The sequence below is a fragment of the Psychrobacter sp. FDAARGOS_221 genome, assembly GCF_002313155.2.
Lineage (GTDB): Bacteria > Pseudomonadota > Gammaproteobacteria > Pseudomonadales > Moraxellaceae > Psychrobacter.
Window position 1 is genome coordinate 735,339 of sequence record NZ_NWFK02000001.1, and the last position, 13,148, is coordinate 748,486.

Annotated in this window: 10 protein-coding genes; 7 read left to right on the plus strand and 3 right to left on the minus strand. The window is 41.8% G+C overall.

What is annotated here, in order from left to right; all coding sequences use genetic code 11:
- The first annotated feature begins 338 nt into the window (after positions 1 to 338).
- Positions 339 to 1,667: an MFS transporter gene (locus tag A6J60_RS03095; RefSeq protein WP_096064691.1), complete on the plus strand. Its 1,329-nt coding sequence runs from the start codon at positions 339 to 341 to the stop codon at positions 1,665 to 1,667.
- 307 nt (positions 1,668 to 1,974) lie between these two features.
- On the opposite strand, the gene A6J60_RS03100 is transcribed toward A6J60_RS03095, so the two are convergent.
- Positions 1,975 to 2,163, minus strand: coding sequence for a hypothetical protein (locus A6J60_RS03100; protein ID WP_096064692.1), 189 nt, complete (start codon positions 2,161 to 2,163; stop codon positions 1,975 to 1,977).
- A 453-nt stretch (positions 2,164 to 2,616) separates the two neighbouring features.
- On the opposite strand from A6J60_RS03100, the gene A6J60_RS03105 reads away from it, so the two are divergent.
- The 5 genes from A6J60_RS03105 to A6J60_RS03125 all read left to right on the plus strand — a co-directional run bounded on the left by A6J60_RS03105 (position 2,617) and on the right by A6J60_RS03125 (position 10,551).
- Complete coding sequence (locus A6J60_RS03105) at positions 2,617 to 4,632, plus strand: DUF389 domain-containing protein (protein ID WP_096064693.1); 2,016 nt, start codon at positions 2,617 to 2,619, stop codon at positions 4,630 to 4,632.
- 287 nt (positions 4,633 to 4,919) lie between these two features.
- Positions 4,920 to 7,637, plus strand: coding sequence for an alanine--tRNA ligase (alaS, locus tag A6J60_RS03110; protein WP_413772359.1), 2,718 nt, complete (start codon positions 4,920 to 4,922; stop codon positions 7,635 to 7,637).
- Positions 7,638 to 8,010: 373 nt separating this feature from the next.
- Positions 8,011 to 9,294: an aspartate kinase gene (locus A6J60_RS03115; protein ID WP_096064694.1), complete on the plus strand. Its 1,284-nt coding sequence runs from the start codon at positions 8,011 to 8,013 to the stop codon at positions 9,292 to 9,294.
- 491 nt (positions 9,295 to 9,785) lie between these two features.
- Complete coding sequence (gene csrA, locus A6J60_RS03120) at positions 9,786 to 10,031, plus strand: carbon storage regulator CsrA (RefSeq protein WP_019672642.1); 246 nt, start codon at positions 9,786 to 9,788, stop codon at positions 10,029 to 10,031.
- A gap of 145 nt (positions 10,032 to 10,176) precedes the next feature.
- Positions 10,177 to 10,551, plus strand: a complete 375-nt coding sequence (locus A6J60_RS03125; RefSeq protein ID WP_096064695.1) for a HopJ type III effector protein — start codon at positions 10,177 to 10,179, stop codon at positions 10,549 to 10,551.
- Between the two features lie 111 nt (positions 10,552 to 10,662).
- On the opposite strand, the gene A6J60_RS03130 is transcribed toward A6J60_RS03125, so the two are convergent.
- Together A6J60_RS03130 and A6J60_RS03135 are read right to left on the minus strand one after the other, a co-directional pair.
- Positions 10,663 to 10,974, minus strand: a complete 312-nt coding sequence (locus A6J60_RS03130; protein ID WP_096064696.1) for a YeaC family protein — start codon at positions 10,972 to 10,974, stop codon at positions 10,663 to 10,665.
- A gap of 57 nt (positions 10,975 to 11,031) precedes the next feature.
- Positions 11,032 to 12,048: an NAD(+) kinase gene (locus tag A6J60_RS03135; protein WP_193778016.1), complete on the minus strand. Its 1,017-nt coding sequence runs from the start codon at positions 12,046 to 12,048 to the stop codon at positions 11,032 to 11,034.
- Between the two features lie 257 nt (positions 12,049 to 12,305).
- On the opposite strand from A6J60_RS03135, the gene A6J60_RS03140 reads away from it, so the two are divergent.
- Positions 12,306 to 13,028: a Bax inhibitor-1/YccA family membrane protein gene (locus tag A6J60_RS03140; RefSeq protein ID WP_096064697.1), complete on the plus strand. Its 723-nt coding sequence runs from the start codon at positions 12,306 to 12,308 to the stop codon at positions 13,026 to 13,028.
- Positions 13,029 to 13,148: the final 120 nt, after the last annotated feature.

Sequence of the window (13,148 nt, forward strand, 5' to 3'; positions counted from 1 at the left end):
TGCTCTAATATAATCGCTCTAGCTAGCATAACCGCTAGAGTTATAAACATGGATAATAGTTATAAAAATGGATAACTTATGAATAACTACAAAAACGGAACGCTAGGCTTGGAATTATCACGTAACTTACTGACAATGTGTATAAAAAAAACAAAAATTACGTAGTTGTGATAAATTATCGCTATGATAACGTGATTATGCTTATTTATCAGCTGCTATTTTGTCAGCTTTTACTATTAAATCCATAATATATAAGCGTTATAAATGAATGTCTTTTGTAACAAATAAAATCAATATTACCTATAAAACATACTGATAAAATAGTAGGAAGCCGCCTTATGGCATCACAGTTTACTCTTTTTCGTACCCGCCGTTTTACGCCCATGTTCTTTACTCAGTTTTTAGGGGCGTTTAATGACAACTTTTTTAAGCAAGCACTATTACTGGTCTTGACCTATAGCGCTGCCGCTAAGCTTGGCTGGTCAGTAAGCTTACTCAATAACTTAGCGGCCCTGCTTTTTATTCTACCCTTCTTCTTATTTTCAGCGTTAGCCGGTCAGTTGGCTGACAAGTATGAAAAATCTAGGCTGACCTGGTATATCAAAGTACTCGAAGTGGTCATCATGACTTTTGCGGCGATCGGTCTGATATTTGAGCTGTATTGGCTGCTATTTGTGGCGTTATTTTTACTCGGCGCACAATCGACCTTTTTTGGCCCCATTAAGTATGCTTATCTACCACAAGCTATGCGTCAAGATGAATTAGTTGGCGCCAATGGATTATTCCAGACCGGTACCTCTCTTTCCATTTTGGTCGGTATGATGGCAGCAGGCGTGTTTACACAGCTTGAGAATAACTTATATTGGGTCAGCGGCATGGCGCTATTAATCGCTTTGTTGGGCCTGATAGCGACCAAATTTATTCCTAGAATGCCAGCGGTACAACCGGATCTTAACGTCAACTGGAATATCTTTAGCACCAGTCGCGATACAGTGAAGTATCTTTATTCCCTACCTTTATTGTTCTTTATTGTTATCGGTAACAGCTGGTTTTGGTTCTACGGGGCGACCTTTATCACTCAAACCCCTGAGTTTAGTAAGGTTATTTTAAAGGGTAATGAGTCAGTGGTCATCTTTTTATTGACTTTATTTTCAGTCGGTGTTGCCACAGGGTCTTTGCTGTGTAAAAGCCTAACCAAAAATAAGGTCAGCTTTAAGTTGGTTCCATTTGGCATTGCAGGACTCAGCCTGTTTGCGATTGACTTGTATTTTTCACTGTCATCATTGAATATCAGCAGCGATACTTTATTGGGCGTGACTGAGTTGGCAGCAGTTAACGGTAGCTGGCGCGTGTTTGCAGATTTATTCTTTTTGGGCTTTAGTGGCGGTATCTATATTGTTCCTCTATACGCGTCGATGCAAGCTTATTCACCGATTAGCCATCGTGCCCGTGTGATTGGTGCTAATAACATTTTTAATGCCATATTCATGGTGACCTCGGCCATTTTTGCTATTTTGATTTTGGCAGTACTTTCGCTTAGCCTACCGCAGTTATTTTTGGTAACTGGTGTGGTAAATCTACTGTTTGGCATCTTGCTGTACTCTAAACTTAAAAAGTACGCTGGCACCATGCAAATTGAAGATGATAACTTTACTAAAGCCTCTTGACCCTTAAATCGATCTAATCAGCTCAATCAGTGAGCGAAGCAAATTGATTATGTAAACGTTTAGGCTTAAGCCAGTATCATTCAGAAGTACCATTTAGATATGCAGATATGAATACAAAAATAGGGCCCTAATAACTGGCCCTATTTTTTATTATCAATACCAATAATTGTGTAAACCACTTGCTGCTGTTTTTATTTATGCTTTGCTTATTTATGCTGTGAATGCAAATGTAATCATTAGTAGTACAGCACCATTAGCAGTGCACAGCAGCTAGTTATTGGTATTTATTAATTAATGGTTCAATGGATTAATTAATTCTGCCAATCTTTTTGGTTAGCATTAAAGAGATAGGAATAGCAACCAAGGCGCCTACCACTGCCGTTGCAATAATGTGCGGAATATCGTCAAAACCAATAACCAAAGCCGCAATCATAAATACGCCAATCAAGACAGTCGCAGCCATTCCCCAAATCATACTTAGTAATTGCCAGTTCATTTTTTATTCCTCACTTTAAAATTAAAAAGATAACGATTAAAACAATAACTAAAGAAAAAAACTAATTAAGCGGTTATAAACCAAATAAGCTTATTTATTAACGGTTATATGGATGTGGTTGTATTTATATTATCCATTATAGTTAATTATAATATAGTTATACACTAAATCCCTAGTTTGTTTAAGGGTTTTTACAATTATTTTCATTACGCACCATATCGTATATTGTTGCAGACGCTTTTCTTGCAAAATGTTATACTTGTAAGTTGCTTTTTTTTCGCTGGTTTTTGGTGTTTTTCTCTCTTTGATTTTTAAGTCATTTTGCGCTGTTTTATTAAATAGCGATTAAAAATAAAAACGTTAATAAATACTACGCTGAACATAATAAGCACACACCACTTGAGCATACCTTCAATAACGACCCTCTAATGCTTTGGCAACATAGGCTTTATCATGGCAAAATCCACTTTTATACCCGTTCCCTATTTCCAATTTGTTGAAGATGCCACGACCTATGACCTCACTCGCATCAACTACAAACCTGTGCCTAATGAAAAAATTCACTGGCACTGCCCATTTGTGGTGATTGATGCCACTTTGATTAATAAACCCTTTAAAGACATTGCCATCGCAGCGGCTGCACCTACGCCAGCTGATCAGTTGCAAAGCCCTGATGTTGTGCAAATTTCAGATATAGCTCAAACCGATAACCCAAATGCAGTCAGTTCTGACGCATCGCAGCCTGCTTCTGTAGAGTCTGCTGAGCAGCAAAGCCAAAGCTTGGATGGTTCGGAGTCGCAAGCTGAGATAGATCCAGAAGCCGCTGAAAAAGAAAAACAGCGGTTAGATTTTTTGGCACAACAAGAAGCGTTGCCCTACCCTGATGCAGACATGATTGCAGAAGATGGTAGCGAATCCAGTGCCAATCAAAACGTGGCCGCTAATCCTGAAGACGGCTTACAGCAGCAGTCAGATGTTGCCTCAAAAAATGGTGAAATAGCCGAGCCCCAACCAGTTGCAGCGCAAGATCCAGATGCAACCGTCGAAGTGGCTCAAGATGATAATCAAAATCAAAGCCACAATCAGGATGACGCTCAGAATGAGATTCAACAACTAGAACTAGCACAAGATAAATCAGAGCAACAACCCGTTCAATCAGAGCTTGAGCAAGCCGCTGAACAAGCGCCACTTTCTACTAACTTAGATTCTGACGCTTTGGACTCTGATAGTGAATCCAATACTGAACAATTAGAATTAGCTTCTGATGAACAAGATTTAGAGAGCATTGAGCAACAGCTAGACAAAGATCAAGAACAAGACGACGAAGATGAAGATGAAGACGAAAAACTGAGCGAAGAAGAAAAGGAAAAAAAGGAAAAAGAAGCCAAGCTTGAGTCTTACAAACAATTTGTTGCTGAGCAAAAAAGCAAAGTTGATGTCGATTATCAAGGGATACGGGTAGATATCGAGGCCAACGCCTTACCTAGCCGCATGTATTTTATTATGAATGCGTTGTCTGCGATTATCGCCAGTTACGGCTTAGTGATTAACTCAGCGGCTGTGGTCATTGGCGCGATGTTAGTCGCCATGATGCTTGGGCCTATTAGTGGTGTGGCACTGGCCATTATTGACTATCGCATGCCCTTTTTACGTAAGTCGTTAGTGACGGTGCTTAGCGGCGGTGCCATGGTGGTATTGATTGGTTTTGTGGTTGGTTTGACCCATCAAGACACTGCATTGAGCCAAGAAATATTATCGCGTACACAGCCGACTTCGATGGACTTAATGATTGCGCTAGCGGGTGGTACAGCCGGTGCTTACGCTATGATTTCTCCGCACTTATCTGTAGCTGTGGTCGGTGTTGCGGTTGCCACTGCCTTGGTGCCGCCTTTGGCAGCCAGTGGTATTTTGTTTGCCCATGGTGAAGGCTCATTAGGATTGGGTGCGCTGCTTTTGGCGATTACCAACATTATTGCCATTCAATTTACCAACGCCTTGGTGCTGTGGTTTACAGGCTTTCGCCGATTGGTGGAAGATGATTACAAATCCAACCCGATGATTACCTTTTTCCGCCGTAATGCAGTGCCATTATTACTGTTAACCGTCATTGGTGGTTACCTCAGTTATAACCTGCATAATATTACTAAGAAGCAGACCTTCGAAAATGAAGTAGAAGACAGTATCAGTCAATATTTTGCTGATAAAGGCAACACCATTACCTCCACGCAGTTCGTCAACCGCGAAGATCATCAAACAGTACGCGCTGTAATGCATGGTGAAACTGAGCCGACAGCGACCGACGTTCAACAGATTGAAAATCAGGTCAATGAGCAAATACAGCAGCACTACCCTGACTATCAGCCGGTGCGCGTTCAGTTGCGCTATATGCCTGTTAAAGTGGTTGAATCTAGCCCAAATAATACCGATGAGATTAGCAAAACCGATGCAACCATCTTATCAACCGAGTAGCGTTCTGTTAAACAACTGAGTCATTGCTGTGATTTAGTGAGACGTTTTTAAGACACCTGTTTTTATTAATATAAATTTGGTTATAAAACTCTACTGATTAAGACTGCCTACTGATATGACAACACTTGTGATAATGGTCACAGTAGGCATTCATGTTTTAATCGTAAATATGCTAAACTTTGTCGCTAGCATTTTATGTTACCCAACAATCTTGCATCTAATTCTAATATTTAATTTTATAAGTTTTTCATTCCCTTTCGCTTTTAGCCATTCTTTAAGGAGTTCATGTGACTCAGTCTGCGCCTACATCTTCAACGCAAGTGCACCCAAATTCTGATACGTTTTTAAGCACTGCTCAAATTCGTCAAGCTTTCATCGACTTTTTTGTCAGTAAGCAGCACACGCATGTGCCTTCATCTAGCTTGGTGCCTTACAACGACCCGACCTTACTATTTACCAATGCGGGTATGAACCAGTTCAAAGACTGCTTCTTAGGCATTGATAAACGTGACTACACTCGCGCCGTTACCTCACAAAAGTGTGTGCGTGCTGGAGGTAAACATAACGACTTAGACAATGTGGGTTATACCGCCCGTCACCATACCTTCTTTGAAATGCTCGGTAACTTCTCATTTGGTGATTACTTCAAAAAGTCAGCCATTAACTATGCGTGGGAATTCTTAACCTCAAAACAGTGGTTAGGTCTTGATGCCAATAGACTGTATGTCACTATTTATGAGACTGATGATGAAGCGTTTGATATTTGGCATAAAGACGTTGGTCTAGCCGCTGATCGCATTATTCGTATTGGCGACAACAAAGGCGCACCGTATGTCTCTGATAACTTCTGGGCAATGGGTGACACTGGTCCTTGTGGTCCCTGTTCTGAAGTTTTCTTCGATCATGGTGACCATGTTGAAGGCGGCTTACCTGGTACGCCAGAAGAAGATGGCGACCGCTATATTGAAGTATGGAACTGTGTATTTATGCAGTTTAACCGCCTACCTGATGGCACCATGGAGCCGCTACCTGCACCAAGCGTCGATACGGGTATGGGACTTGAGCGTATCAGTGCCATCTTGCAAGGTGTGCATAGCAACTACGAAATCGACTTATTTGTAAACCTTATTGATAGTGCTGCTAAGCTATTAGACATCCCTAACGAGGGTCAAGCGTCATTAAAAGTAATCGCTGACCACATCCGTGCGGTAAGCTTCTTAATCGCTGATGGTGTACTGCCAAGTAATGAAGGTCGTGGTTATGTATTGCGTCGTATCATTCGCCGCGCAGTACGTCATGGTAACAAGCTTGGCGCCACAGACAGCTTCTTCTACAAAATGGTCGCGCCTTTGGTTGCTGAAATGGGCGAAGCCTATCCACAGTTGGTTGAAAAACAAGCCTATATTGAATCAGCCATTGAAAAAGAAGAAGCACAGTTTGCTAAGACCCTGGCTCAAGGCCTACGCCTATTAGACAGTGAGCTTGAGAATTTAAAATCAGGTGATGTGTTATCAGGTGAAGCCGCGTTTAAACTATATGACACTTATGGCTTCCCAGTTGACTTAACCGCTGACATCACTCGTGAGCGTGGCATTAGCATTGACGAAGCCGGATTTGATGAGCAGATGAATATTCAGCGTCAGCGTGCCCGTGATGCCGGTAAATTCGATGTCGACTACTCTGCTGCGATCAAAGTAGATACCCCAACAGAATTTGTGGGTTATGAACAACTAGACGAGCAAGACGTCAATATCATTGGCTTATACCAAGATGGTAAAGAAGTCGAAGAACTAAATGAAGGCGATGAAGGTGTTATCGTCCTTGATCGCACACCGTTTTATGCTGAAGGTGGTGGTCAAGTTGGCGAAATGGGTGAAATTCGCACCAGCTCTGGTGTATTTAATGTAGAAAACACCAAAAAATCAGGGCAAGCCATCATCCATCACGGTGTGGTCAATATGGGTAGCCTACAAAAGAGCCAAGTTGCTGAAGCACAAGTGGTATCAGCGATTCGTTCAGCCAGTGCGCGTAACCACTCAGCCACTCACTTATTACATGCTGCTCTACGTAAAGTACTGGGCGATAAAGTATCGCAAAAAGGTTCTTTGGTTAGCAGCGACGTACTGCGCTTTGACTTCTCGTATGATTCAGCAGTCAGCCAAAAAGACTTGATCGCTATTGAGCGCTTAGTAAATGAGCAAATTCAAGCCAACGTAGCCACTCAGATTGAGTTTATGAACATTGATGATGCCATGGCCAAAGGTGCTGCTGCCCTATTTGGTGAGAAATACGGCGAAACCGTCCGTGTTCTAACCATGGGTACCAATGAGATTGAAGACGGCGTTGAAAAGCCTTTCTCAATCGAGCTTTGTGGTGGCTTGCACGTGAAGCGCACTGGTGACATTGGTCTATTCAAAATCACTTCTGAGTCAGGTATCGCTGCGGGGATTCGCCGTATCGAAGCCTTAACTGGTATGGGCGCCCTACGTTATGTGCAACAAGCCGACAGCCAATTAACCACTTTGGCCAATCAGCTAAAAGCCAAACGTCCAGAAGTGGCTGAACGTGTTCAAACCATGGCGGACAAACAGCGTGAACTTGAAAAAGAAATTGAGCGCTTAAATCAAAAAATCGCCAGTGCGCAAGCAGCGACTTTGGTCAATGATGTACGAACCATTGCTGACACTAAAGCGCTTATCGCAAAAGTTGCTGGTATTGATGGTAAAGCCATGCGTGGTCTAATGGACGACATGAAGTCTAAGCTGCAAGATACGGTTATCGTGTTAATCGGTGAAAAAGGCGATCAACTGGCGCTTGCTGCATCAGTTAGCAAGTCACTTACGGGCAACATTAAGGCCGGTGATATCATTCGTCATCTAGCGAGTGAGCTTGATGGTAAAGGCGGTGGTAAGCCAGATTACGCTCAAGGCGGCGCACCAAATAGTGACAAGCTAGATGCTGTTATGAATCAATTACCACAGTGGCTTGAAGCGCAACTGGGATAGCGTTTAGCAATAATTAAATGCATCCCCTGATACCTAACAGTCGCTGTATCGCAGCACTGTTAGGTTGCCGGTTAGGTTAATATTGCAATAAGTTTAGTCACTAATAACTATTTACCATCATTAATTTTGCTGACATACTTTGCTGCATATAGCCGCTTGTGTTATAAAGTAAGTTTGATATTTGAAGGCAAAAGTTAATACTTCACTTCGGTTTATTGACCGAACAACACATTAAGGGATTACCGTTTTTTATTATTATTTTATCTGGCTGCTTATATGGTGGGTGCGGATGTTGCCCATAATGTTGAGCAATATCTGAACAATAATAGTAGAGATAATGGTGAAAACCAAACTGTAATAAAAAGGGTTTCACATGGCATTGATTGTACAAAAATATGGTGGTACGTCGATGGGCAGTATCGACCGTATCAAAAATGTTGCAAAACGGGTTAAACGCTGGCATGACCATGGGCATAAGGTCATTGTTGTTGTCTCAGCCATGAGCGGTGAAACAAACCGTTTAATCGATCTAGCCAACCAGATTAGTAGTACACCTGACCCTCGCGAATACGACCAAATGGTCTCAACCGGTGAGCAGGTCTCTATTTCTTTATTATCAATGGCGTTGAAAGAGCTTGGTGTGGGCGCACGCTCTTTTACCGGTGGTCAAGTGGCCATTCAAACCAACGATAACCACAATAAAGCGCGTATTGAATCGATTGATGATAAAAACATCAAGGCGCAACTTGATGCGGGTAATGTGGTAGTCGTTGCCGGTTTCCAAGGTGTTGATAAAGAAGGTAATATCACTACCCTAGGTCGTGGCGGTTCTGATACCACAGGGGTTGCGCTTGCTGCAGCACTTAATGCAGATGAGTGTCAGATTTATACTGACGTGGATGGCGTTTATACCACTGACCCACGTGTGACCTCAAAAGCACGTAAGTTAGATAAAATTACGTTTGAAGAAATGCTAGAAATGGCAAGTCTTGGGTCAAAAGTACTGCAAATTCGTGCCGTTGAATTTGCAGGAAAATACCAAGTACCTTTAAGAGTACTGTCGAGCTTCGACGAAGGTCTTGATGGTAGCTTTGATGAAGAATTCCGCCAAACTGTTGGCACCCTGATTACAGTAGACGAAGGAGACGACATGGAACAGCCGGTCATTTCAGGCATTGCATTTAATAGAGACGAAGCGAAGATTGTAGTACGCGGTGTGCCTGATCACCCTGGTGTTGCCTCTTCAATTTTGACCCCGATTAGTAATGCCAACATTGAAATCGATATGATTTTACAAAACCTATCTGATCAAGGGTTAACTGATTTTAGCTTCACAGTGAATCGCCCAGATTTTGAAAAAGCAATCAAAATCCTTGAAGGCAATAAGCAAGACATCGCTGCTAAAGAAATCCATGGTAATACCGACGTGGTCAAAGTATCTTTGGTCGGTGTTGGTATGCGCTCTCACGCAGGTGTTGCTAGTAAAATGTTCCAAGTATTGGCTGAGAACAACATCAATATCCAAATGATTTCTACCAGTGAAATTAAAATCTCAGTACTAATCAAAGAACAGCACTTAGAAAAAGCCGTTAAGTCACTACACACTGCATTCGGTTTAGACAGAACCGATGGTGAAAGTAAGGTCGCAGGACTGTAAGCCCTTATTATTTTGCATTAGTAACTTTATTATTCACTGTTATCAACACCCTGCTGTTGTTAATCGATAGCAGGGTCGATTAAGTTTTGTTAAAAATAGTGAATGCTAATGACAGATTGACCTTAAAGCCTTATAATATCCTGTTCGATTGTGGCCTATCCTGATGTATTTTAAGTTGTTTTCTTCTACTGCTATGCTAACTGATTGATTCAACTTAAGGGCAAATGCATCACACATAGTTATGCCAACCGCTTTACTTACTCAGCGCTTTACTTTACGCTTTGTTCAGAGCCCGTCTTACTAGCCTAGATATTTATTAGTAAAACGGTTGCTTTCGTAACATTTGTGCTTCAGTAATAAGTGAGCAGTAAACTGGCATTGGACTATAAAGGTCGCCTCTTTTACAGGGCAAACTTAATGGGCAACGTTATGAGTATTTTATTATTTGGCTTAAGCCAATTAACTTTTTTGCGACATAAGGAGTGTGACGCATGCTAATTTTAACCCGCCGTGTTGGCGAAACCTTAATGATTGGTGACGAAGTCAGCGTAACTGTACTGGGCGTGAAAGGCAACCAAGTACGTATTGGTGTTAATGCACCAAAAGATATCGCTGTTCACCGTGAAGAAATCTATCAGCGCATCCAGCATGAGCGTGCGATGCAATCACAAATGCAACATCTAGAACAAGGTAACTTCCCTGCGTCATTTGACGATGATGATTTTTTTAATCGCTAGGCCGATAATCCTTATTAATTAATTGATATCACTTAATAAGCTCGATGACTTAATAGCTTTATATAAGACATATACTATATATAAGACTTAAGTCATCACCGGCTACGATACGAATTCTAATTTTACATTTGATAATGAGGGCATTATGGGTATCCGAGATTCTGACGTGTCTGCACTATTGAACGGGCTAAGTAAAAAAGCCATTGGTTTTAACGATGTAATCAACTTCATTGATGATTTTTACCGCTATACACCGGTCAAATTCGTTAATGGTGATGCAGTTAATGAACCGGGTGAGAATGAAGGCAGTGCCAAAGTATTTGGCTTTGCCAAGCATCATCAGCTCAATCAGCTAGATACATTAGCATTATTTGGTGAGCACTATCATTCGGTATTAGCGACGCCTAATGGTACCGATCACGCCAATATCCGTAACTTTTTGCACTGGGGATGGCAAGCCTTTTTAATGGAGAAAAACCCATTAACGCCGCGTCCAAGTGTTGATGTCAAAAATATCTAGTTATCGTTATTTAAATATAAAATAGCTATTTAAATAAAAAAGACTAATCCATGGATTAGTCTTTTTTTATGCCGTTTTAAATCAGATCAAACTAATGCTTTAATTTATCTTTTAGCGATCACGGAATTTAACCGGTTGGATATCGCCTGTTGGGTTCGGTAGGTTTGGATAATGACGGTCGTGCTCGACATCGCACTCCTCACCGACAACAGTGCCATCTTTTTTCACAGGTTTGTGAATAAAACCGATACGCTCTTCTGGCGGTAAGTTTTCGTGTTCCCAAATCATCACGGCCTGCATACAAGTTTCGCGTTGCTCTGCTGTTAAGCGACGACCATCTGGCCATTTACCAATCTCAATCGCAGTGCGAAAAGACGCGACCAATTCTGGGGTCATTGCTGCCAATACTTCTTCTTTGTTCATATACCACCTCAGCTTGCTTACAACGTAATATAACGATAATAAAATAGTTTAATGCGTCTAGTCGTCATCTGCATCCATGCTGAACTCTTCAGCATGCACATTCCAATTTAACTTAGTGCGACAGGCTTTATAAAAATCAAAACCTGGTGGATGCAATAAGGTTAATTTATCAGGGTGCTTACGGATATAAAGTTTTTGATCTTGTTCAATCGCCACACTTTGCTTACCATCTGCACTCACCATAGGTTGAGTGCGATTGTCTCTGTGAATGTGAATCATAATCTCACTTTGATCATTGACCACAATAGGACGACTCGACAAAGTATGCGGATGCATCGGCACCAAACAAATGGCATCTAAGCTAGGATGGATAATCGGACCACCGCCAGACAACGCGTAAGCAGTTGAGCCTGTCGGCGTGGCGACAATTAAACCATCGCTGTGCTGACGATAGACATCTAGCCCATCAATATTAAGCTGAAAATCTATCATATGTACTGACTTACCAGCATGCAGCACCACATCATTTAGCGCCATGTCTTGATGCACAATGTTGCGACCTTCACGCACTTCCATCGCCAGTAAGAAGCGTTGATCAAGCTGATAGTCCCCCATCAACACCTGACGCAGCTTAGCACCGACTTCATCTGGATTAACATCTGTTAAGAACCCAAGACGACCACGGTTGACACCCAATACTGGCACCCGGTAGCGCGCTAATGCTTGAGCCGCTTGCAAAATAGAACCATCACCGCCAACCACAATCACCAAGTCACATATCTCGCCCAATAAGCTGCGCTTGACGATTTGTAACTGGCTCAGCTTAGCTAAATCTAATTCAGGTAAACTTGCGGTATCTGAGTCAATATAAAGACTTAGCCCCATTTCATTAATTCTGCGGCCAATTTCGTGAATGGTAGTGACTACGCCACGTTTACGTGCACGACCCATTACTCCAATCCGACGAAATGCTGGGTTCTTAATGGAGTGGAAATGAGGCGAGTTCGACAAGTTAGGTAACTTATCAGACTGGGCAGAGCTTTCCATAGGCTTAAGCTTCATTGAGTTGGTCATTAACGATTAAACTTTACGGTTGATTATAATTGCTAAGCGTATCACATTCTATACATTGCTGCATTAGACTATTGGTTGAGTTCAGCCTAGACTGGTAGCAATATTACTTTACTCTACTCAGTTGATTAAGCTATTATTGTCGATAACTGTGCTGTATTTCAGCCGTTGAAAACAGTCGATGATATTAAAACAATTGATTATAAAACACATTACACTTTATTAAACCAACCCTTAAAAATACTCAAAGGATTTTTAACATGGCAAACCCTATTGTTAGTCGCACCGAGCTTACTGTTGGCGGCAGAGCAATGACCGTTCAAGGCGTTGTGCATAAAACCAGTTTTTTACTTGGCTTAAGTGCACTTGCTGCCATTGGCTTTTTCTTTTTTATTATCAGTGGTGGTCTGAGCGCTGGTATGACCCAAATGATTACCTTCGGTAGTATGTTTGCTGCCTTTGGTATGGGCATCTTTATTACCATGAAGCCGCAAAAGGCAAAAGCGCTGGCTGCGCCTTACGCCATTCTAGAAGGTCTATTTTTAGGCGGTGTCTCTATCATGTTCGCTGGCATTGACCCCACTATTCCAGTCAATGCATTAGCAGCAACCTTCGTTACTGCAGCAGTCATGCTGGGCTTATATCGCTCTGGCGTCATTAAGGTCAATGAAAAGTTCCGCTCAATCATGATGTCTGCCATCATTGCTATTATGCTGATTTATTTGGTGCAATGGGGCTTTGTTCTATTTGGCTCTAGCCTACCATTTTTGTTTCAAACTGGCGGCTTAGTCGCTATTGGCTTTAGCCTATTTGTGGTTGTGATTGCCTCATTTAGCCTACTGTTAGACTTCGATAACATTGAACGTGGCGTTGCTGCTGGCGTATCAGAAGAATATGAGTGGGTATTTGGTATTGGCATCTTAGCCACTCTGGTTTGGATGTACTTTGAATTCATGCGTCTATTAAGCCATTTCCAAGACTAAACTAATGCGCTTATAAACCAGTCATAAAACAAGCTAATAATAAACAGGGTCGTAAATTACGACCCTTTTTTTATTCCCATAATCTTTGATCAGAAGGTTCATATACTATCGTCAGAGACG